Raw genomic sequence first — 21,648 nt, forward strand, 5'->3', positions numbered from 1 at the left:
CAATATTAACGGATTTTTATTGCTATGACCCTTACTATCACCAAATCTGCAGCCGCTGCGACCGCAATATCAACTACTATCTTAATGAGTGGTTGTTTGTCGGTTGCAACCTTAGGCCAAGCCAATAAGACTCGATATAAAGACACTTATACCACAGTCGATAGTGATATCATCCGTCAAATGGGTGTTTTGAAAGCGTCTCAAGCGCAGTCAAAAGCTGACAGCCTAGTGTTATTGGGTGATACATATGCTTACGTGTTACATAAAGGCTCTGAACAGCTTAAAATGACCGCTAAATTGGATGCCAATTACTTACAATTTGAGAATCCAATTTATGTTAATCGAGCGCTAAATCATGCGGTGCGTAGTTTTTTGCAGTTTAATTATCAAAAGCCCAGTGATAACTATAGCCAGCAAGAGGTTCAAGTTTTAGATCAGTTTTGTCAGCGCAAAGAGGCGGATGATAAGCAGGGTAGTGCGCAGGGTGCTAACCTTACAAAGCACTCCAATCAAGCTTATTTTCACTGCCAGATATATATCGATGGCACTATGTATCAAGCCCCCGAGAAGTTGTCGGCAAGCGTTAATTTAAAACAAGGTCAACCTATTGTGATTCGCCAAGTGGGCACTGAGCAATATAAAAGACGCGATAGCTTATTGGCTCTACCAATGACGGCTGTGGTTGATGTGGTGACGCTGCCTTTTCAAATGATAGGATTGGGTACAACCATGGCCGTGTTACAAGAGCCAACTGATTAACTGAAGGCTTAATAAGCTTTTATCAATAAATCATTGACCACTATAGCGAGAAACGGCTGATTAATGAGCATCAAAACCTCTAAAACTAAAACAATGCTTACCACAGCGCTGGTATGTGCGGCTTTGCAGCTTTCGGGCTGTGTGTCTGCTTTAGATTCAATGCGTACGGCTACTCAAAAAGCGGTTTCTCCAAAAGTCTCGCATAGTGAATCGGATGTGATTCGTCAAATTGGTTATCCCACTCATCAAGGTGCGCGCCAAAAGGGCATGGTGCTGTTAGCCGATCAGCACAGTTACTTAATCTCTACCGGCGATGTTTTGTTAGAACAATTAACCCAGCTCAATCCTGAGAGCTTAAACATACAACACCCGGTTCAAATTCAAGCTTATCCTGATAATACGGTCACTATAAGCTTAAATTTCAGCTATAACGTAGCCGGTCAAAGCCTGAATGCACCACAAAAACAGCTTATCGATAAACTTTGTCATACTGCAACAACGCCCTCTAATGACACATTAAATAATGTATCGGCTATTCACCAGTGTACGCTGCCATTAGAAGGCGGTATGTACCGTCCTGTTCAACCAAATACTAATGCAGCAACCCAATCTACTAGTGCAAACTTTTATCTGCAACAGGGATTACCTGCGCAAATAAACTATCTAAAAGCAAAACGTGCCAAGACTTCAGCTGAAATAGGGGTTATACCTGTTTCTGTCGTGGTTGATACGCTCACCATACCGCTACAGCTGTTGATTATTGGTAAGGCGTTTGATGGACTATAAGCTTATAGGTTTGTTAAACGCTGAGACAATAAAAAAGCCACTATCAAGTGGCTTTTTTTATATTAAATACTTTTATTTAGCTTTGTTTACTGATCAGCTTTTCAATTAATACTTATCACTATTAAAGCATAATCTGGGCGTTAACCGCCGAACCAATAAATTTTCGATTCTTATCAATATACAATCATGACAGGTATGAGTATTATCAATAGGTTAAGCTGTGCCTAACACTGACTCAACCAAGGATACCCAAACTTTAATGCCTATTTCTATCGCATCGTCATTGAAGTCATAAGCTGGGTTATGAAGTGGCTTCGATGGTTCGTTGCCATCAACGCCTAACCAAAAATAAGCGCCTTTTACCTGCTGGCTCATAAATGAAAAGTCTTCTGATGCCATAGAAGGCTCTACGCCTGTTTTCACATTGTCCGCGCCGACGACAGCAGTTGCTGCGTTTTTAATATCTAAATAAGCCTCACTGTTGTTGGTAGTAACTGGATAATGAATGTGATAGTCAATCTCTCCTGTGACACCATATAAAGGTGGTAGAGTAGTAACCATCTGAGCATATCTTGCATAGACTGACGGACATCTATATCAAAGCTGCGTACCGTACCTTTTAATACCGCATGATCTGGAATAACATTAGTTGTATCGCCGCTGTTCATCTGAGTGACACTGATTACACCAGATTGCAGAGGAGATATTCGGCGCGAGATAATTGACTGGATATTGGTTATCAGCGCGGCACCTGCTGCAATAGGATCTGCGCCTTGGTGTGGCATAGCAGCATGCGTGCCTTTACCAGTTAAGGTAATTTCAAAGGTATCAAAAGATGCCATCATAGGGCCATCATTAACAGCAACTTGACCTACGGGTAACCCTGGCCAGTTGTGCAAGCCATAGACAGCATCCATTGGAAATTTATCAAACAAGCCATCTTCTATCATTGCTTTGGCACCACCTAATACTTCTTCAGCTGGCTGAAAAATAAAATGAATAGTGCCATTAAAGTTTTTATTTTCACTAAGATATTTTGCCGTGCCTAATAAGATAGAGGTATGTCCATCGTGCCCACACGCATGCATACAGTTGTCATGTGTTGACTTATATTCAACATCGGTTTGCTCTGCAATCGGTAACGCATCAATATCGGCTCTAATGCCTATGGTTGGCCCCTCACCATTTTTTAATGTACCTACAACGCCGGTAACACCTAAACCTTGATGTACTTCAATGCCAAAGGCGGTTAATTTATCGACTATAAAGGATGAGGTTTTGAATTCTTTAAATCCCAACTCTGGCTCACTGTGTATCTGTTTTCGCCATTGTTTGGTTTCGTTTAATAACTGCGAGCTGATAGACACTGATAGTCTCCGTTAAATACGATATGATCAATAAGTAATAAACAATGGCTTACTTTAAGCAGCCTGCCAGCTAAAATCAAATAATGTGATTTACATTGGTAAAAATATTAGGCAATAAAAAAGGTAAGTCTATTATTCATAAACTTACCTTTTGTTTGTGCTGATTTTAAACGAATTAGTTCAAAATACCGTAAGCAATCAACGCATTGGCAACGCGGTTATAGCCAGCAATGTTGGCACCTGACATATAATCGATGCATTCATCACAGTTAAAGCCATATTCTTCTGCCGCTGCTGCTGCATCATCATGGATGTTTTTCATGATAACTTGCAGTTGTTGATCAACATCTTCAAAGCTACGATACTGACGTACTGAGTTTTGAGACATCTCTAAGCCAGATACCGCAACACCACCAGCATTAGCAGCTTTACCTGGTGCATAGTGCATCTTTTTCTCACGTACAAAGTCAATGGCTTCAGCATCTAGAGGCATATTAGCGCCTTCTACGATGTAGCGGATACCATGCTCAAACATGTTTCTAGCATCGGCTTCAGTCACTTCGTTTTGAGTGGCACATGGGATTGCGATATCACCATCAAACTCCCAAGGTTTTTTACCAGGTAACCATAAGCCACCAAATTCACGATGGTATTCAAATAGTGGGCGACGTGCCGCTTTTTGACGTTTTACCCAATCGATTTTTTCTTGAGTAAAGCCAAGCTCATCATATAAGGTACCTTTAGAGTCAGATAAAGTAATGACTTTTGCCCCTAAAGCCAATGCTTTTTCTGCAGCATGTACCGCAACGTTACCCGCACCTGATACTAGAACGGTTTTACCTTCCATTTTGTCATTGCGTGCATTGAGCATGTTCTGTAAGAAGTAGACCGCGCCATAGCCGGTTGCTTCAGAACGGCATAAGCTACCACCAAAACCAACGCCTTTACCGGTTAATACACCTGTATATTCATGGCTTAGGTTTTTGTACATGGCGAACATGTAGCTAACTTCGCGGCCGCTGACACCGATGTCACCAGCAGGGACGTCCATATCTTGGCCAATATAGTGGTATAGCTCGCGGATGAAAGCGTAACAGAAGCGACGGATTTCGTTGTCAGATTTGCCCTCTGGATTAAAGTCAGAGCCGCCTTTTGCACCGCCCATCGGTAAACCAGTTAATGCATTTTTGAAGATTTGTTCGAAGCCTAGGAACTTAAGAATAGATTCGTTGACAGTTGGATGGAAGCGAATGCCGCCTTTGTAAGGACCTATCGCATTGCTGAATTGGACTCGCCAGCCGCGGTTGATTTGGATATTGCCTTCATCATCTTCCCAATTGATTCGAAAGCTAATGATGCGATCTGGTTCAGTAAGACGTTCAAATACTTTATATTTTGCAAAGTTTGGATCACGATCATAAACAACCTGGATGGTACTTGCGACTTCTTTCACCGCTTGAATAAACTCAGGTTGATGTGGATAGCGTTCTTCAATGATATCGATGACGTTTTGCATACTCATAGGCCCTGTCCTTTTTCAAATCAAGTTGGATTTATGTTACCGCGAGTGAAAAAATTACCGCAAATCAGTAATAAATTCAACATTTTTTTATGTTAGATGCTCATTATATTACTAAAATCTATTTGTTCAGGACCATTTACAAACCATTTTTAATTGGCTCAGGCGTTTAAATCATTAGGCTGTAGCTAATAAAAATAAAGCAAACAGTAATAACGCTTAGTACATTCCCTGGCCATCATCTGAATTCAATCTTAGGAAATACAAGCCAGAGGTGATGGTTACGATACCCATAACCCAAAATGTACTGCTAAATGCAGCCGTGGTTTCAAAATGCAGACGATCACTAAAAATAGCCAATACAGCAGCACCAAAAGCAATGCCAAAGCTCATTGCTAATTGTTGGTTAACCGCCATTAAGCTATTACCACTACTGGTCTGAGTGCCCTTTAAATCACCAATGGTAATGGTGTTCATCGCGCTAAATTGTAGCGAATTACAACAGCCCATCACAAACAATATCGGTGCTATCCAGTACCAGGGCATACTGGCATCAAAATAACCAATACTGATGATTAGTAAGCCTAAAATAGTGGTGTTGGCAACCAGAACTTTACGATAAGAGAAGGTACGAATAATCTTACTCACCCATGGCTTAATAGTCATCGAGCCTGCAGCAATGGGCATTAACAACCAGCCTGCCTGCGATGGGGTATATTCAAAGGCTACCTGTAATAAAATAGGCAGCAAGTAGGGTACGGCACTGATACCCAGTCGCGTAAATAAGTTACCACTGATGCCGACTCGGAAGGTACGTACCGAGAATAAAGACAATGGAAATAACGGTGCTTTAGAGCGTTTGGCGTGTCCGACATAAGCTAGTAATAAGCCAATACCCACTGCAATTAAAACGCTGCCTAGCAGGGTGTCATTAGGGCGTGATACCATCTCTACCGCTAAGGTTAATAACGCTGCAGCGAACGCAAACAACCCAAAGCCTAACCAATCAAATCGGGCAACCAGTTCTTTTAGCTCAGGCACATACTTTAACGCCACTAAAAAACCAATGATACCCATAGGAATATTCATTAAGAAAATCCAGTGCCAGCTGACATACTGCACCAAGTATCCGCCCAATAACGGTCCAATTAAAGGCGCAATTAGTGCTGGGATAACCGCGTAATTCATTACCGTTAATAGCTTATTGCGAGGATAGGACTTAAATAAAATCAAGCGCGCCACAGGGGTCATCATCGCACCGCCAACACCTTGGAATACGCGTGATATAACAAGCATATTCAAGTCAGACGACATGGCACAAAATAATGAGCCTAAAGTAAACACCACAATAGAGGATAAAAACACCTTGCGTGTGCCGTATTTATCGGCTAAGAACCCACTGACCGGAATAAAGATAGCCAAAGTTAAGGCGTAACTAATAACCGCCCATTGCATCTTAAGAGGAGACTCGCCCAAGGCGATTGCCATTTGCGGCAACGCGGTATTGAGAATGGTGCCATCCAAAATTTGCATAAATAACGCAACAGCCATCACATAGGGCAAAAACTTTAGCTGCGTTTCTGTCAGCTTGATGTTTGATTCAGCTGTGCTTGAGCTATTATCTGAGGAGGTAGGTGTTTTAGTCATTACTTATTTCTCATATCTTAAGCAGGGATACGTTCGCCGTGGAATACTTGATAATTGGCAATGATAAGTGAATAAAACGGGCATTCTAACATGAATGCCCTAATCATCTATTTCAAGCTGATTTAATAGACACCGCGGCCATCTTCGGTGTTCAAATGTAGGAAATGAAGCCCGGATAGTATGGTAAAGATGCCTAATACATAATAGGTCGCATGAAACGAGGTGACCGTATCAAAATGTAATCGATCGGTAAAGATAGCCAGGATACTGGCGCCGATTGCAATACCAAAGCTAATGGCCAATTGTTGATTAACTGCCATCAAGCTATTACCGCTACTGGTCAATGAGCCTTTAAGGTCAGCTACAGTAATGGTATTTAACGCACTAAACTGCAATGAGTTACAAGCGCCCATAACCACTAATAAAGGGACAAGCCAAACCCATGACATACTGGCGTCAAACTGCGCTAATACGATAATAAGTAGCCCTACAAAAAAGGTATTTACCAATAACACTTTTTGGTAACTAAACTTACGAATGATAGGACTGACCAAAGGTTTGATGCCTATTGCACCCACCGCAATAGGCGTTAATAGCCAGCCAGCTTGTGAGGGGGTATATTTAAACTCAACTTGTAGGATTAATGGTAACAAATAGGGAATGGCGCTAATACCAATACGGGTAAACAAGTTGCCAATGATACCCACCTTAAAGGTGCGTACTGAAAATAATGAAATAGGGAAAATGGCATGATCACAGCGGCGTGCGTGGTAAATATAACCAGCCAGTAGTATCAGTGAGAATACTATCAAACCAAGACCTGTTGTGCCTTGTCCAGACTTTGATAGCATTTCAACCGCTAGTGTTAACATTGCTGCAGCGACTGCAAATAATATAAAGCCTCGCCAATCAAGCTTGCCAGCATCTTCTTTTAAATCAGGAATGAGGTTAACGGTCAATATCAGACCCAATACGCCCATAGGCACGTTAATTAAAAAGATCCAATGCCAACTGGCGTACTGCACTAAGTAGCCACCGATCAAAGGACCTACCAAAGGGGCGACCAGTGCAGGGATTAATGCGTAGTTCATGACGGTTAATAACTGGCTACGTGGATAAGACTTGACTAACACTAAGCGTGCCACAGGGGTCATCATTGCGCCGCCAACACCCTGAATCAGACGAAATCCAACCAAATAAGTTAAGTTTGGTGCCAATGCACATAGTAGGGAGCCCAGACAGAAGATAACAATGGCAAATAAGAACACTTTTTTGGTGCCATACTTATCCGCTAGGTACCCACTGACTGGTATAAAGATAGCCAAAGTTAGAGCGTAACTGATAATGGCCCATTGCATTTTTAGTGGTGAGGCGTCTAAGGCTTTGGCCATCTCTGGTAAAGCAGTGTTTAGGATGCTGGCGTCTAGGATTTGCATAAATAGTGCAATCGCGAGGACAGTAGGTAGATATTTTAATTGTTTGGCACTAAGTTTTACTTTTGGCGCATCTTGTTCAGCCGCTTCATCTTCTGCGGCAGGGGTTTTAGTATTTGACATGGTTGTATCCCCAACAAGTATCAGTAGGTTAAGTGATGAAATCGTTATATTGAATACAAAACCATACACATACCTATTGCATTAAGCAGGAGTTGTATTAAGCATGAGATGTTAAGTAGTGTGCGTTTAGTTTATATTCAATATGTAGTCATAATAATGAGAATATCTTAACACGCAGACCAAAGCACTTTTTTAGTAAAAGTGTAGGTTTAATGGTGAGTTTGGTAGCTAGCTTTGATGTTTAAGAGACTGATGCTTAAGAGTAGGGTTAGAATAAATAGGGTATTAAATGGTTGATTAAAACAATGACTAAGATAACGATACTGAGTTTTATATCATCATCCTTTAACATGTCATGTATAGTAATGATGCATAAGGTTTATAAGTAAGCTAATACCTTATTACTCTTATTTTATTAATACTAAAAGGAACAGACAGATTATGAGTAACGATATCAATAACAATAACAGTTACACCCCACCAAAAGTTTGGCAGCCAGTAGAAGGTAATGGCGGTAAGTTCGCCAACACCAACAGACCAACTGCAGGTGCCCGCCAACAGCAAACCTTGCCTGTCGGTGATAAGCCACTACAGTTATATTCGCTAAACACGCCAAATGGCATCAAGGTGAATATACTGTTAGAAGAGTTGGCGGAATTAGGCATTGAGCAGGCCGCTTATGATGCTTATAAAATAGACATCATGGAAGGCGATCAATTCGGCTCTGACTTTGTTGATATTAACCCTAACTCAAAGATTCCAGCATTGGTTGATTATAGTGATAAGCAAAATCCAGTGAAGTTATTTGAGTCAGGCGCCATTTTGACCTATCTGGCGCAAAAGTTTGATAAATTCATACCTAAGCCTAGCGACAATTCAAAGGACAGCCAAAAATATGCAGATTATTTAAGCTGGAGTATGTGGCAAATGGCGAGCGCCCCTTATGTAGGTGGCGGCTTTGGTCACTTCTTTAACTATGCCCCATATCCAATGCAATATCCAATTGATAGATTCACTATGGAAACCAAGCGTCAATTGGATGTTTTAGACCAACATTTAGCCGACAATGAATATATGCTTGGCGATGGTAATGACAACTATAGTATTGTCGATATGTTGATTTGGCCATGGTACGGCCGCTTGGCTTTGGATCAGTCGTATGAGCGAGCAGGGGAGTTCTTACAAGTTGATCAGTATAGCAACCTACAACGCTGGGCCAAGCAAATTGCGAAGCGTCCTGCAGTACAACGTGCGGTTGAACTAGAGTTAACACCGCTTAGTTAATGGTTATTCAGAGCTATAATTGAAGAGATAAATAGCGTTAGATTAAGGGTAGGTGGATGTTTTTAAACATATTTTAAAATAATCCACCTATTTAAAAATGTTGTGTTATACTAGCGCCTTGCTGATTGATAACATCGCCCGCAATTGTCGTCTGGAGAAGACACCTATTAAAATTGTTGCCGATGATTTTGTTATTAGCCTTATGAATGACCTATTGTCATGCTTAGCTAATATACTCACGGTAACAACCACCAAAATACGTCGTTAACTTGTACATTGGATGTACTAATTAATGGACGCTTATCTGTGTTGTGCCTAAAACCTAAACCGATCACTCCCGCCATCAGCAATGGCAACCTTTTCGTGACGGTAAAAAATGGACACACATTTATGTCAAATTTAGACAACCTTCTTAACAACGCCCTTACCGATACAGCTGATGCTGAAAACGCACAAGGCGTTATCCAATCTGATGACGATTTAAGCTTTGTAGACCTAGAGTTAGCGCCAGAGTTAATCGACGCGCTTACCGCTAGTGGCTATACCATGCCTACCCCAATTCAAGCGCAAGCTATCCCACCTGCTATGGCCGGTCGTGACTTATTACTGTCTGCCCAAACTGGTAGTGGTAAAACAGCTGCTTTCGTATTACCAATGCTTGACAAAATCATCCGTGATAAAGCAACCAATAAAGTTGTGCACACCGTGATTCTAACGCCAACCCGTGAACTTGCAAACCAAGTAAGCGATAGCGTACGTCAGTATAGCTCAAAAACTCGCAATATCTTTAGCGTACCTTTAGTCGGCGGCGCGCCTTACGGCGGTCAGATTCGTGCACTAAATAAAGGTGTTCAAGTTATCATTGCAACCCCAGGTCGTTTCATCGATCATATGAATTCAGGTCGTATCGACTTGTCAGAATTAGACATTCTAATTCTTGATGAAGCCGATCGCATGCTTGACATGGGCTTTGCTGAAGACATCGAAAAAGTAATGAAAGCGGCGCCAAAAACTCGTCAAACCATTATGTGTTCTGCAACGTGGGATGGTCCTGTCGGCAAGATTGCTGCCAGCTTCACCAACAACCCAGAACGTATCGATATCAAAGCTGAAACCAAGCACATTGACGAAACTGTTTACTATGCAGATGACTTTAATCATAAAAACCGTCTGCTAGATACGCTATTAACTCAAAAAGATGTGAATCAAGCGATTATCTTTGCTGCTACAAAGCGTAGCTGTGAGACATTGGCTAAGAGCCTAAAAGAGCAAGGCCATAAAGCCAGCTTCTTACATGGTGACTTACCACAAGCCAAGCGTAGTCGTATCATTAATGATGTGAAATCTGGCAAAATCACTATCCTAGTTGCAACTGACGTTGCTGCTCGCGGTATTGATGTGAGCGGTATTACTCACGTATTCAACTATGACTTACCACGTCAAACAGAAGATTACGTGCATCGCATCGGTCGTAGTGGTCGTGCCGGCCGTACTGGTATCGCTATTAATATCTGTAGCATCGATGACCGTCCACAACTTGAAGCCATCAACCGTTATTTAAAACGTACCATGTCAGTTGAAGAAATCGAAGGCATGGAGCCTAAGAAAAACACCAAAGACATGAAAGTCGGTAGTGGTGCTGGTCGTGGACGTGGCGGTAATCGTCGTGGCGGCGGTCCAGGTGCAGGCAACCGTCGTGGTGGCAATGGTGGCGGAGGCTATCGTGGCAAATCAGCTGATAACGCTGGTGGTGAAAGACGTGGCAATGGTGCCGGTCGCCCAAGTGGCAAGCCTACCGGCCGTCGCTTTGGTAAACCTGCTGGCTCAAGCGCTGGTGCTGGTAAGCCAGGTGGACAACGCCGCAGTGCAGCTTCTCGTTCAGGCGAAGGCCGTCCAGCCCGTCGCAGCAACAATGGCTAGTTAATTGGTTAACACTGATTAACCGGTTATAAAAAAGACCAACTTTAACGAGTTGGTCTTTTTTTATGCCCAAACGTTATTCATTGCAGCTGCTGTTTAAATGGCAGCTCATTACCCTTATATAAGACGTTAAGACTTAGAGCTTAATACATTACATTGAATATAACGATTAACTTATTGCAGCATCTTTAACACAGGATTTTATTATGAAAATTACTTATTGGTCGGACTATGCATGCCCGTATTGCTACATTGGTGAAGTAAGACTGGATAAAGCCATCGCTCAGTTACAGTCGCAAAATGAACTCACTGACAATGTAGATATAGAGCTCAAAGCATTTCAATTAGATCCTAATGCACCACTAACGGCTACTGGTTCAACCCTTGAACGCTTGGCACAAAAGTATGGTATCAGCGCTGAGCAAGCTCGCCAGCAGATTGCAAATATTTCTCAGACTGCAAGAGAGGAGGGGTTAGACTTCGATTACACCGATACCTTGTTTACCAATACCATGGATGCACACAGACTGACTAAATACGTGCAACAAAACCAACCTGAATTTGCCGACAGCTTTAAAAAGGCGGTATATAAAGCTTATTTTATCGATAAGAAAGAGTTGGCCAATCGTCAGGTATTAGCCTCAATTGCCAGTGATATTGGTTTAAACGTTGATGTGAATGCACTGCTTGATAGTGATGAGTATAAAGAAGAGGTAGCTGTTGACCAGCAACAGGCAATGCAATTAGGGGTGCGCGGTGTACCTTATTTTGTAATTAATGATAAATATGCGATTCCAGGCGCGATGGCACAAGCTGATTTTGAGAATGCATTAAGACAGATTTATCAAGAATCGTTAGATAGTTAATTGGTAATTAATACATACACTAATTTCACAATAATTATTCATTATGGAAAGCTATGATACCTCTATTCAAAAACAAAAGTAACAAACAGCCCTCATGGTTTGACAGTGGTAATGCTTATATTCAAAATAGACTTCTAGAAACCAGACCTCACTATTTGACTGCACCTGCTGCAATTGAAGTTTGCAATATAGCAGCAGAATTCAATTTTTATATTAAACACTATGAAGCAGGCATCCTACATGAAATAAATGGGAAAAAGTGCTATGAGCCTCGTGATGGTTGGGTTAACAGTTATGCTGACATTGGTAAAGTTGAATCATTTGAAGATGCGAAAAGAAACAATCAAATTGCTTTTAACTTGATAAAAGAGGATATTGCTAATGGGCATACTGCTTTTAGTGTAAAGTTAAATGAGTTCTAGGGACTAAGAGGGTGAACTTGATTTGCAGTATTTAATAACTGATGATAAATATGCGACTCTTAGTATCCTGTCGCAAGCAGATTTTTAAAATGCGCTAAGACAGATTTATCAAGAGTCTTTAGATAGTGACCTTGAGAGTAATGCTACTAGTTGTGATATTAATGGTGAATAGACAGCTTGCTTAAGAAAATTTAAGATAAAAAAAGACCAGCTCTTATGAACTGGTCTTTCTTACTTATTAAAACTGCTTTGGTGTTGGAGTTGAGCCTCTAACTGTGTCCGATTTGGTAATTGATTAATAACGCTTTCAACGGTTCCTTTTTGTAAAACTAATTCTCGGAAAGTATTTCCATTATCCTCACTATAGAATAATCTCTCAGACTCTCCACTATAAGCTAAACTTAGTTGCACCCCGCCATATCCATCAAATCCCGTATAAGCCATACCAATTTCTGCTGTTTCAATATCACAAACATTAGGAATCTCGCCATAACTTAGTTTTTTGATATCTACTGGAATTGACCCTAATTCATCAGACGTTTTTCCGGCAGGGTAGTATGGCTTAAGAAATGACTTTTTCAGGTGGGAGAAAATAACATCTAGCGTATAGTTATAGGTTAACTTTTTAGGTAAAACCTCATCACCGATGATAAACATCATAGTGCCATAGTAAAATTGATAACTGTCCGAATCACCTTTACAAAGCACTTCCCACATGATACCAAACTTTTTCTCATCATCAATTACCAACATTTTTCACCTCAATACTTTAACTGGGTTTATAACAGCAGTTGATCAATGATGTAACTGCGTCTAAGTGAATATCATTAAACCATCTAAGCAGTCCACTTAGATTGCCTATCAATAACTATAAAAATTAGTTTAATCACGACTAAGCCATATAGCAGTAGGTACAGACCAAACCAAAGAATATAGTGACAATTTTTAGCAATAAAAACAGTTGAGTAACTGATATTGAGGAAGGGCGCGGTTTCCATCAAGCCTAGTAGCAGTGATGATAATATGAGCCAACAAAGAAAAAGGGTGTACTGAACACCCTCCCATGAAGACTTGATAAGAGCGGTAACACAAAATGTAATCAATAACATAAAGCTGCTAATGATTATAAAAATAGAATCAGAGCCACCAGTGCCTTGCAGATGTGATATTTGATACAAATCACCTTCTACTATATAAGATGAAATAGCTAATCCGCCACCAGAATCAATAGTGAAGCTGGTTATAAATAACAGCAACGCTAATAGAACCAACCCCAATCTTAATAGCATAAAATAGATGACTCGAGATGAGATGAAACGAAAGGCGGCTACTTATGGTTTAACACTGCGGATAACCGACGCCGACCTCAACCATCTCAATACGTGAGCCATCAACGTTACCATCTTGAGGATTGTAAGCATGCACAGCAAGTCCGCCCATAGCGGTCTCTTTGTACTTGTCCATCATGTCTTCGCCTGTGGCTTTCATGGTCGCGATTGCTTTATCTAGTGACACATGATGTTCGCCATCACCGCGCGCAGCAAGTCGTGCTGCGTTAATGGCTTTGACCGCTGCCATAGCGTTACGCTCAATACAAGGCACTTGCACTAGCCCGCCGATTGGGTCACAGGTTAAACCTAAGTTATGCTCAATGCCAATTTCAGCAGCATTGGTCGACTGCTCAGGTGTTAATCCTAATATTTCTGCAAGACCTGATGCAGCCATAGCGCATGCAGAGCCGACCTCACCCTGACAACCCACTTCAGCACCCGAGATAGAAGCGTTTTCTTTGATAATCGTACCGATAGCGGCTGCTGCTAATAAGAACTTACGAGCACCCTCCTGGCTATAACCTGGTATAAAATCACGATAATAATGCATCACTGCAGGGATAATACCAGCGGCACCATTGGTAGGGGCTGTTACCACACGACCGCCATTGGCATTTTCTTCATTAACCGCTAGCGCATATAAATCAACCCAGTCCATCGCCATCAGTTTATCTGAATCATTGCGAATGTCTTTTTGTTCTTCAAGTAGCTCTTGATGTAGCTTTTTAGCACGGCGTCGTACCTTTAATCCACCTGGCAGGATGCCTTCACCGTTACAGCCATTGCGTACACACTCTTGCATGACATTCCACACCGCATCTAAGTGCTGATTGATGGTTGCTTCATCGCGAATCGCTAGTTCATTGGCCATCATCACTTCGCTGATGCTTAAGTTATTTGCTTCACATTGCTCTAATAACTGGCGACCGGTTCTAAATGGGTAGGGAACACGGCTATCGCTAGTAATAGCAACACTGTCTGCTGAAGTGTCTGATTCTAATTTTTTACCCACGCTGTCAGCAGATGATTCTGATGCTGAATTATCAGCGGTTTTCGCGTATTCATCTTCAGTAGCAACAAAGCCGCCACCGATTGAGTAGTATATACGGCTGATTTTTTCACCGTCTTGCGTAAAGGCGGTAAAGCTTAGTCCATTGGGGTGATGGGGTAGGTTGTTTTGAGGATGCCAGACGATATCGGTATCGTAGTCAAAACGTATCGGATAACTGTGATTCAGATCTAAAATCTTGTTGTCTAGAACAGGGGATAAATACTCTGAAACTTTGGTTGTGTCAATTTTGTCCGCTTTAAATCCGAGCAAACCTAAAATACAAGCCGTATCTGTTGCGTGGCCTTTACCGGTTGATGCCAAAGAGCCAAACAGGCCTACTTGGATGCGTGTAATTTCTTCAAGGGCATATTGTTTAGTTACTTCATCCAAGAACATACCAGCGGCAACCATAGGCCCCATTGTATGTGAGCTTGATGGACCAATTCCGATTTTAAACATGTCGAATAAGCTGATCATTGTCGTTATATACCTTACTTTATTTTTATTATGAATTTATCTATACAAATATAGTGACCAATTATAACTAAATGTTTGTCATAATAATAAGGATTTTAAGTAACACTTGTTTTTAATTTTTTGATTACTGCATTTTAGCGGGTAAAACACATCTATTCGCAAATCAATTAGAGATTATGTGCATTAAAATACATACATCAAAGTTTGTGTACAAGCATAAAAACTAACGATTCGTATTGTCATAGCCTTTCAATACCAAACTGGAATAAGCTAATGCTTTTTTGGAATGACGATTTTACTTGAAACAAACAGCCGCAATCCCATCAATGAGCATTAGTTATTGATGAACTGTTGTTTATTTTTATAATAAGACCCTTTTTTTAAATCATATCTAACTTAGAGGAAAACTCATGGCCTTTCATGCGTTCAGAAATGTTACGACCATCGCTGCTACAGCTATCCTGTTAGCTGCTTGTAATCAATCACCTTCAGAGGGTTCAGAATCTGCAAGTAGCACAGACAGTGCGGCATCTGAGTCTGACCTACTAACCCGTATCAATAACGGCGGCACCATCAATGTAGGTACGGAAGGCACATACCCTCCTTATACCTATCACGATGAGCAAGATAAGTTAACTGGCTATGATGTCGAAGTGACACGTGCTGTGGCCGATAAGTTAGGCGTTACTGTTGAATTTAAAGAAACACAGTGGGATGCCATGCTTGCCGGCCTAGATGCAGGGCGTTTTGATATGGTTGCTAACCAAGTGTCATTAACGACGCCTGAGCGTAGAGCGAAGTATGATGTTGCTGAGCCTTACAACTGGTCAGGTGCTGCAGTACTTGCGCCAAAGTCTGACAGTCGTTATAACTCTTGGGAATCATTAAAAGGTCTTAAGTCTGCACAGTCATTAAGCAGTAACTACGGTGAAATGGCTCAAAAATATGAAGCAGAAGTGGTGCCTGTTGATGGTATGGCTCAAGCGATTGAACTGGTTAAGCAAGGCCGTGCAGATGTAACCCTAAACGACCATTTGGCTATCCTAGATTATTTAAATAAATTCCCAAACAGTGATTTAGAAGTGAAGCTAGTTGCACCTTCTGAAGAAAAACGTGGCGCTGGTTTGGTACTTATCAAAGGTAATGATGAAGTACTGGCTAAGATTAATGAAGCCATGAATGAGCTACACGAAGATGGTACCTTAGTTGAGCTAAGTGAGCAGTTCTTCGGTGCGGACATTACCAAACGATGATGTCATCCTTATTAGATATGATTAGAAATCTGCTTTCGATTCTGCCTTTTATGTCAGAGGCGAGAGCAGATATTGTCATTCAGTCGTTTTGGCCGATGCTTAAAGCAGGGTTGATGTATTCAATCCCGTTAGCATTGGCATCCTTTGCGATAGGTATGATGATAGCGCTCGTTGTGGCGCTGATTCGTATCGTGCCACGTACTGGTATTATTCATAAGATATTTTACCGTTTAGCACGGGCTTATGTGTCTGCCATACGTGGTACGCCTATGCTGGTACAGCTGTTTATTATTTTTTATGGCCTGCCAAGTATCGGGGTCAAGCTTGATCCTTTCCCAGCTGCCATCATTGCTTTCTCATTAAATATCGGTGCTTATGCATCTGAGACAGTACGTGCTTCTATTTTGTCTATTCCTAAGGGTCAGTGGGAAGCAGGGTCGACCGTTGGTCTAAGCTACTTGCAGACGTTTCGCCATGTGATTTTGCCACAAGCACTGCGTGTATCGGTACCGCCGTTATCAAATACCTTTATCAGCTTAGTTAAAGACACCTCGTTAGCGTCTCTTATCTTGGTAACTGAGATGTTTAAGCAAGCACAGATAATTACTGCTCGTAACTACGAGTTTATGCTGGTTTATACTGAGGCAGCGCTTATCTATTGGGTCATTTGTTTGATATTAAGCACGTTGCAAGGCCGACTAGAAACCCGATTGGATCGTTATGTTGCTAAATAGAGAAGTATTAATCAATCGCTCTGTGATTAATTATAACTAACGATTGCAAGTACTCGCAGGACACAGGATATCTGAATGATAAAAATAACCAACATCCATAAAGCCTTTGGTGACAATGAGGTACTTAAGGGTATTGATCTTGAGATTGAAAAGGGCAGTGTGGTTGTCATACTTGGCCCATCAGGGTCGGGTAAAACGACCTTCTTACGTTGCTTGAATGCATTAGAAGTGCCTGAGCAAGGTGAGATTGAGTTTACTGACGGTAGCCTAAAAGTAAACTTCGGTGATAAGCCGTCTAAACAAAAAATGCGTGCCCTACAAAAGAAATCTGGCATGGTATTTCAGTCTTACAACTTGTTTCCGCATAAGACCGCAGTAGAGAACCTAATGTTGGGTCCTGTTATAGCGCAAGGCAAAAACAAAGCGGCTGCTCGTGAAAAGGCATTACAATTACTTGATAAAGTAGGTCTGTCTGATAAAGTCGATTTGTATCCATTTCAGTTATCAGGCGGTCAACAGCAGCGTGTTGGTATTGCCCGTGCGCTTACCATTGAGCCAGACTTATTGTTGTTTGATGAGCCGACATCAGCACTTGATCCAGAACTGGTTAATGAAGTTTTAAAAACTATGCAGCAACTCGCGTCTGAAGGTTGGACCATGGTTGTGGTTACTCACGAGATTAATTTTGCGAGAAACGTAGCAGATGTGGTGATGTTAATGGAGGAAGGTCATGTGGTCGAAGTAGGACCGCCAGAGCAGTTATTTGAGCACTCTGAGCATCCTCGTACGCAAGCATTTTTGCAACGCATTAAGAGCTGATTGCTTTTCTTAAGTTTGAAATGTGAAAGGGAGAGTAACGATATGTCGTTACTCTCCCTTTTATGCGTTTAACTAGTACAAGATTTACTAAACTTGCATCAAAAAATTTGCCAGTAAACGTTTAGAACCTTCAGTGGCAAATGACTCTGGGTGAAACTGTACACCTTGAATGGGATAATCTTTGTGGCGCACACCCATAATCTCATCTCCGGCTTTAGCACGGTCCTCTAGGCTTAGCTCAGCATGGTCTTCGTTCTCAACCACAGCAGTGACGGTTAAGCACTCAGGCAGAGTATCAGACTTCACCATGAGCGAGTGATAACGCATGATTTCGATATCTTGCGGTAACCCTTGATAGACGCCTTGCTCATCGTGACGAATGGGTGAGGTCTTGCCATGCATCGGCACGCCAGCGCGAACCACATCACCACCAAACACATGGGCGATACCTTGCATGCCCAAGCATACACCCAATAAAGGAGTAGTCGGACCAAGCTCACGAATCACATCACTACATACCCCAAAATAAGCAGGATCATCAGGTGAGCCCGGGCCCGGTGAAATGATAATACGGTCGTAATTGGCTTGCTTAATATCGTCTAGGGTAATTTCATTATTACGCTTTACGGTCACGCTATTATGCGTCTCACCGTCATTGAGTGTCGTTTGTAGTATTTCGCCCACGTATTGATATAAGTTAAAGGTGAATGAGTCGTAGTTGTCTATGATTAGTACGTTCATTTTCGTTTTCCACAAAATATTTTGATTAATTTTTAAAAGATTTTCTCAACTGTACTTCAGATTCTGTCATTTTATATCTCTTACCTTTTGAATGAACTTTAATTACACTCAAATCTAAGTTCAACTCACAATCCTTGTCATTGTGAAAAATGAAATTATCTCCACTCTCCATATAAGATTCGCTAAATATAGGTTGATTATCTATAACTTTACCTGATTTAAATAATACATTGTTCGCTCTCTCATAGCTTTTAGATTTATTAAAAAGTGATTTTATATATGCCTCATTTACTTCATGGTTAAAATAAACTGTACTAAAGCAATTAATAAACTGTAATATATTTAGTTGTTCGATATCTTTTAAGTTACTTATGGGAACTACTTTTTGCTGTCGATGTCCAATCTTGTATATACCCTCATCATATAAAATCAAAGTAATTCGACTGTTCAAAGGTATGAATATTTGTAATCCTACAAAGCCATAACCTGTATTTGATGGAAGATGATTACGCTCTTCTAAAAACTGATTATAGCGAACCACTGGATAATCAGACGTAATAAAGGGTTTAGGGGTTTCATTAATTAATAATTTATAGCTTAAGTCTTTTATATCACCTGCTATTCTAGAAACATTGTTTATATTCATCTTAAGTATATCTTCTGATGACATTAACGTTAACTGTTCTACCAAATCACCATTTTCAATTTCATCAGATGAAAACTTCATTAATTCATTATTAATCTGTTGAATTTGCTTTAATCTAGTAGGTGTACGCATATCCGTTAAAACCGCAAATTCTAACAAGTCAAAATGCTCCTGACTATTACATCTAGGTAGAGAGTTATTAACTAGTATCCCACTTATCAACCTTGATAATCTACCTTCGATACCAGCTAGGTTGTCTTCTATCACACCATCTCTTCCATAAAAGAAATTTTTAGAAGCTTGAGTTTTAAGTTTAGCTTTAGGTATAAAACATTCATTCTCTAAATTGAATAAACCAATCTGTTTTCTATTATTCTCAAAGGAGAAGTTTCTTAAATAAAATTTAGGTACGTAATGCTGATTTTTCTTATCTGTATTCATAATATCTGTCCAGTTTACAGTGGCTATCATACGTAGTCAGCAATACAAGTGATACTTACTTTTCCCGAGGGACGAGGGGCGACTGAGCTATTAAAGAGCGCCTACCTCTGACCCGCATATTTCTCCCTCTCTAACAATCCAGATGCTAAGGCTATTATTTTTGTATTGATTAACCCAAAGTTTATTCGTTGATAAAGCTGTCTAGTACTACCTTCATGGCGGATAGTTTGCGCTGAATCTCTAAATATTCATCTTCAGGGTTTGAGTCATAGACATTGCCGCCACAAGTCTGTGCGTAGGCGGATTCGCCATTGATAAATAGGCTGCGAATGGGAATGGCAAAAATGCAGTCGCCATTGAAGTTAAATGAGCCCAATGCACCGCCGTATGCACCGCGACCATCTGGCTCAAGCTCATTGATAATTTTAATCGCTTCAATCTTAGGCGCACCTGATAACGTGCCAGCAGGGAAGTTACTGGCCAAAGCACTGAACATATCTTCGTTTGGATGCAATATACCGACAATTTCAGAAGAAATATGCTGCACATGCGAATAGCGCTTGATATCCATTAAGCTACGCACTTTCACTGTACCAAAACGGGCGACACGGCCGATATCATTACGATGTAAATCAACCAACATATTGTGTTCTGCAATCTCTTTAGCATCGTTTAATAATGCGCGGGCTAACTGACGATCTTCGGTCTCATCTTTACCACGTTTTGCGGTACCTGCCAGCGGATATGTCTCCATCTCGCCTTGACGCAAGCGGAATAATAACTCAGGTGAGGCGCCAATAATGCGCTGTTCACCAAACTTCATATAGTACATGTGCGGTGATGGGTTCACTTGACGCAGTTTTTCATAAATAGGCATGTGGTCGCCGGTGATTTTGTAATTGGATTTAAAACCAACCTCACATTGGAAAATGCGCCCAGAGATAATATCGTCTTTCACACGCATGACAGTCTTGGCATGCTCCTCACGGCTCATACCATCGCCTAAAAACTCAACATTGGGCGCTTTATACTCAGGTGTCGCTGCTTGTAGCAAAGATTTGACCAGTTCAATGCGGTTTTGTTGTTGCTCAGTGGGGTAGTAGAAATAGAAGATTTCGCCAGTCATTTTATCTAAGGTCAGACCATCTAAATATACACCAAACTTGAAGGCCTCAAAATAATCGCTGGCTTTGGCATTTAAACTGGGTTCAAAAAAGTTGATACTGTCATAACCAAGGTAGCCGACCAATCCACCGGTTTGATCACGGGCAATCACATGTTGTGGTGTGATTTTTCTTAATAGTTGATAAGGGTTATCGGTATTATAGTCGTTAATTTCGCCACTCACGTTATTTGTAACACGAAGCGTGTAGCGATCGGGTGCGGATACAGTCATCGCTGGCGCAAAGCCGATAGCGTGATGGCGTGACATATGACCTTCAGCGCCAAGAGATTCTAATAAATAGCAGGTCTCAAACTCCGCTTCGATACGCTTAAACAATTCGAAAAAATCGATATCTTGAGTCAGTTTAATACGAATTGGTTTACTGGGGATATCAATCAAATCAGGCACTGCTGTCTGATTGTTGTTTAAGGTGTTATTGATTGACGTATTGTTTTGAGAATCATTATTTGATTGGTTGCTGTCTGTACTCATAAGCTTAGATCCGAGTCTGATAAGTTTAAATTTTGATAAATGTTTTATTGGTGTATTTTTAAATATATTGGCTGTGGCTTATTAAGACTCACGCTGAGTGGTCAGTAGAGCACTGATGGCAGTGATATTTTGTTGCTGCTGCATGGCTTTAGCGCCTCTCGACACCGTGGCAATACCAACTCCGAGCTCTTGTGATATCGCTCTTTGTGTGGTGCCTTGATCGAGTAAATCAAAAATGCGGATACGATTGGCGATATCTTGACGCTCTTTATCCGTCAGTAGGGCTCCCAGCACAGCATCAATTTGCTTCGGGTCGCTCAGCTGTGCCAAATGAGTCATTAAGTTATAATAGGTTTGATCGGTGTGATTCAT

20 protein-coding genes are annotated in these 21,648 nt (G+C 41.1%); 9 read left to right on the plus strand and 11 right to left on the minus strand.

The annotated features are described in order from the left end of the window. Positions 1–24: 24 nt before the first annotated feature. Both A6J60_RS00960 and A6J60_RS00965 read left to right on the plus strand, forming a co-directional pair. Positions 25–759, plus strand: coding sequence for a hypothetical protein (locus A6J60_RS00960; protein ID WP_096064333.1), 735 nt, complete (start codon positions 25–27; stop codon positions 757–759). Between the two features lie 63 nt (positions 760–822). Beyond that, positions 823–1,545 (plus strand): hypothetical protein, encoded by a 723-nt coding sequence (locus A6J60_RS00965; RefSeq protein WP_096064334.1) that lies wholly within the window; start codon positions 823–825, stop codon positions 1,543–1,545. Positions 1,546–1,758: 213 nt separating this feature from the next. Here the strand turns inward: A6J60_RS00965 and A6J60_RS13605 are convergent, their stop codons facing one another. The 5 genes from A6J60_RS13605 to A6J60_RS00985 all read right to left on the minus strand — a co-directional run bounded on the left by A6J60_RS13605 (position 1,759) and on the right by A6J60_RS00985 (position 7,634). After that, positions 1,759–2,106, minus strand: a complete 348-nt coding sequence (locus A6J60_RS13605) for a M20/M25/M40 family metallo-hydrolase (RefSeq protein ID WP_264755558.1) — start codon at positions 2,104–2,106, stop codon at positions 1,759–1,761. Next, positions 2,010–2,912: an amidohydrolase gene (locus A6J60_RS00970; protein ID WP_264755559.1), complete on the minus strand. Its 903-nt coding sequence runs from the start codon at positions 2,910–2,912 to the stop codon at positions 2,010–2,012. Before A6J60_RS00970 ends, A6J60_RS13605 begins: the two co-directional genes overlap by 97 nt. Before the next feature lie 175 nt (positions 2,913–3,087). Beyond that, entirely contained in the window at positions 3,088–4,434 is a 1,347-nt protein-coding gene (gene gdhA, locus A6J60_RS00975; RefSeq protein ID WP_096064335.1) for an NADP-specific glutamate dehydrogenase, read from the minus strand. A 216-nt stretch (positions 4,435–4,650) separates the two neighbouring features. Continuing rightward, positions 4,651–6,078: a DHA2 family efflux MFS transporter permease subunit gene (locus A6J60_RS00980; protein ID WP_096064336.1), complete on the minus strand. Its 1,428-nt coding sequence runs from the start codon at positions 6,076–6,078 to the stop codon at positions 4,651–4,653. Between the two features lie 122 nt (positions 6,079–6,200). Beyond that, the gene (locus A6J60_RS00985) at positions 6,201–7,634 is read right to left on the minus strand and encodes a DHA2 family efflux MFS transporter permease subunit (protein WP_096064337.1); all 1,434 of its coding nucleotides are present in this window, start codon (positions 7,632–7,634) and stop codon (positions 6,201–6,203) included. A 441-nt stretch (positions 7,635–8,075) separates the two neighbouring features. Here A6J60_RS00985 and yghU point away from each other — a divergent pair, with 441 nt between their 5' ends. The 4 genes from yghU to A6J60_RS01005 all read left to right on the plus strand — a co-directional run bounded on the left by yghU (position 8,076) and on the right by A6J60_RS01005 (position 12,126). Then, positions 8,076–8,918, plus strand: coding sequence for a glutathione-dependent disulfide-bond oxidoreductase (gene yghU / locus A6J60_RS00990; RefSeq protein ID WP_096064338.1), 843 nt, complete (start codon positions 8,076–8,078; stop codon positions 8,916–8,918). Positions 8,919–9,308: 390 nt separating this feature from the next. Beyond that, positions 9,309–10,838 carry a DEAD/DEAH box helicase gene (locus A6J60_RS00995; RefSeq protein WP_096064339.1) on the plus strand — a complete coding sequence of 510 codons (1,530 nt, stop codon included), beginning with the start codon at positions 9,309–9,311 and terminating at the stop codon, positions 10,836–10,838. A 206-nt stretch (positions 10,839–11,044) separates the two neighbouring features. Beyond that, entirely contained in the window at positions 11,045–11,704 is a 660-nt protein-coding gene (locus tag A6J60_RS01000; protein ID WP_096064340.1) for a DsbA family protein, read from the plus strand. Positions 11,705–11,757: 53 nt separating this feature from the next. Then, entirely contained in the window at positions 11,758–12,126 is a 369-nt protein-coding gene (locus tag A6J60_RS01005; protein ID WP_096064341.1) for a hypothetical protein, read from the plus strand. A 231-nt stretch (positions 12,127–12,357) separates the two neighbouring features. Here the strand turns inward: A6J60_RS01005 and A6J60_RS01010 are convergent, their stop codons facing one another. Continuing rightward, positions 12,358–12,879, minus strand: a complete 522-nt coding sequence (locus A6J60_RS01010) for a hypothetical protein (protein WP_096064342.1) — start codon at positions 12,877–12,879, stop codon at positions 12,358–12,360. 585 nt (positions 12,880–13,464) lie between these two features. Then, positions 13,465–14,985, minus strand: coding sequence for an L-serine ammonia-lyase (locus tag A6J60_RS01020; RefSeq protein WP_096064344.1), 1,521 nt, complete (start codon positions 14,983–14,985; stop codon positions 13,465–13,467). A gap of 410 nt (positions 14,986–15,395) precedes the next feature. Here A6J60_RS01020 and A6J60_RS01025 point away from each other — a divergent pair, with 410 nt between their 5' ends. The 3 genes from A6J60_RS01025 to A6J60_RS01035 all read left to right on the plus strand — a co-directional run bounded on the left by A6J60_RS01025 (position 15,396) and on the right by A6J60_RS01035 (position 17,791). Continuing rightward, positions 15,396–16,238: an amino acid ABC transporter substrate-binding protein gene (locus A6J60_RS01025; protein ID WP_096064345.1), complete on the plus strand. Its 843-nt coding sequence runs from the start codon at positions 15,396–15,398 to the stop codon at positions 16,236–16,238. Between the two features lie 50 nt (positions 16,239–16,288). Then, the gene (locus A6J60_RS01030; RefSeq protein WP_264755560.1) at positions 16,289–16,972 is read left to right on the plus strand and encodes an amino acid ABC transporter permease; all 684 of its coding nucleotides are present in this window, start codon (positions 16,289–16,291) and stop codon (positions 16,970–16,972) included. Positions 16,973–17,047: 75 nt separating this feature from the next. After that, positions 17,048–17,791 (plus strand): amino acid ABC transporter ATP-binding protein, encoded by a 744-nt coding sequence (locus A6J60_RS01035; RefSeq protein WP_096064347.1) that lies wholly within the window; start codon positions 17,048–17,050, stop codon positions 17,789–17,791. 87 nt (positions 17,792–17,878) lie between these two features. Here A6J60_RS01035 and A6J60_RS01040 read toward each other — a convergent pair whose 3' ends face one another. The 4 genes from A6J60_RS01040 to A6J60_RS01055 all read right to left on the minus strand — a co-directional run bounded on the left by A6J60_RS01040 (position 17,879) and on the right by A6J60_RS01055 (position 21,648). Next, complete coding sequence (locus tag A6J60_RS01040) at positions 17,879–18,532, minus strand: anthranilate synthase component II (RefSeq protein WP_096064348.1); 654 nt, start codon at positions 18,530–18,532, stop codon at positions 17,879–17,881. 25 nt (positions 18,533–18,557) lie between these two features. Next, positions 18,558–19,619, minus strand: coding sequence for a DUF4238 domain-containing protein (locus A6J60_RS01045; RefSeq protein ID WP_193777996.1), 1,062 nt, complete (start codon positions 19,617–19,619; stop codon positions 18,558–18,560). Positions 19,620–19,800: 181 nt separating this feature from the next. Beyond that, positions 19,801–21,276 carry an anthranilate synthase component I family protein gene (locus A6J60_RS01050; protein WP_227526016.1) on the minus strand — a complete coding sequence of 492 codons (1,476 nt, stop codon included), beginning with the start codon at positions 21,274–21,276 and terminating at the stop codon, positions 19,801–19,803. An 81-nt stretch (positions 21,277–21,357) separates the two neighbouring features. Then, complete coding sequence (locus tag A6J60_RS01055; protein ID WP_096064350.1) at positions 21,358–21,648, minus strand: Trp family transcriptional regulator; 291 nt, start codon at positions 21,646–21,648, stop codon at positions 21,358–21,360.

This window comes from Psychrobacter sp. FDAARGOS_221, from assembly GCF_002313155.2.
Lineage (GTDB): Bacteria > Pseudomonadota > Gammaproteobacteria > Pseudomonadales > Moraxellaceae > Psychrobacter.

What these genes read in the sequence shown, in the direction of transcription:
- yghU (WP_096064338.1), top strand. Translation starts at nt 8,076, where the DNA reads ATGAGTAACGATATCAATAACAATAACAGTTACACCCCACCAAAAGTT.
- A6J60_RS00980 (WP_096064336.1), bottom strand. Translation starts at nt 6,078, where the DNA reads ATGACTAAAACACCTACCTCCTCAGATAATAGCTCAAGCACAGCTGAA.
- A6J60_RS01050 (WP_227526016.1), bottom strand. Translation starts at nt 21,276, where the DNA reads ATGAGTACAGACAGCAACCAATCAAATAATGATTCTCAAAACAATACG.
- A6J60_RS01010 (WP_096064342.1), bottom strand. Translation starts at nt 12,879, where the DNA reads ATGTTGGTAATTGATGATGAGAAAAAGTTTGGTATCATGTGGGAAGTG.
- A6J60_RS01040 (WP_096064348.1), bottom strand. Translation starts at nt 18,532, where the DNA reads ATGAACGTACTAATCATAGACAACTACGACTCATTCACCTTTAACTTA.
- A6J60_RS01045 (WP_193777996.1), bottom strand. Translation starts at nt 19,619, where the DNA reads ATGAATACAGATAAGAAAAATCAGCATTACGTACCTAAATTTTATTTA.
- A6J60_RS01005 (WP_096064341.1), top strand. Translation starts at nt 11,758, where the DNA reads ATGATACCTCTATTCAAAAACAAAAGTAACAAACAGCCCTCATGGTTT.
- A6J60_RS01025 (WP_096064345.1), top strand. Translation starts at nt 15,396, where the DNA reads ATGGCCTTTCATGCGTTCAGAAATGTTACGACCATCGCTGCTACAGCT.
- A6J60_RS00960 (WP_096064333.1), top strand. Translation starts at nt 25, where the DNA reads ATGACCCTTACTATCACCAAATCTGCAGCCGCTGCGACCGCAATATCA.
- A6J60_RS01030 (WP_264755560.1), top strand. Translation starts at nt 16,289, where the DNA reads ATGTCAGAGGCGAGAGCAGATATTGTCATTCAGTCGTTTTGGCCGATG.
- A6J60_RS00985 (WP_096064337.1), bottom strand. Translation starts at nt 7,634, where the DNA reads ATGTCAAATACTAAAACCCCTGCCGCAGAAGATGAAGCGGCTGAACAA.
- A6J60_RS01035 (WP_096064347.1), top strand. Translation starts at nt 17,048, where the DNA reads ATGATAAAAATAACCAACATCCATAAAGCCTTTGGTGACAATGAGGTA.
- A6J60_RS01000 (WP_096064340.1), top strand. Translation starts at nt 11,045, where the DNA reads ATGAAAATTACTTATTGGTCGGACTATGCATGCCCGTATTGCTACATT.
- A6J60_RS13605 (WP_264755558.1), bottom strand. Translation starts at nt 2,106, where the DNA reads ATGGTTACTACTCTACCACCTTTATATGGTGTCACAGGAGAGATTGAC.
- A6J60_RS01020 (WP_096064344.1), bottom strand. Translation starts at nt 14,985, where the DNA reads ATGATCAGCTTATTCGACATGTTTAAAATCGGAATTGGTCCATCAAGC.
- A6J60_RS01055 (WP_096064350.1), bottom strand. Translation starts at nt 21,648, where the DNA reads ATGAATCACACCGATCAAACCTATTATAACTTAATGACTCATTTGGCA.
- gdhA (WP_096064335.1), bottom strand. Translation starts at nt 4,434, where the DNA reads ATGAGTATGCAAAACGTCATCGATATCATTGAAGAACGCTATCCACAT.
- A6J60_RS00965 (WP_096064334.1), top strand. Translation starts at nt 823, where the DNA reads ATGAGCATCAAAACCTCTAAAACTAAAACAATGCTTACCACAGCGCTG.
- A6J60_RS00995 (WP_096064339.1), top strand. Translation starts at nt 9,309, where the DNA reads ATGTCAAATTTAGACAACCTTCTTAACAACGCCCTTACCGATACAGCT.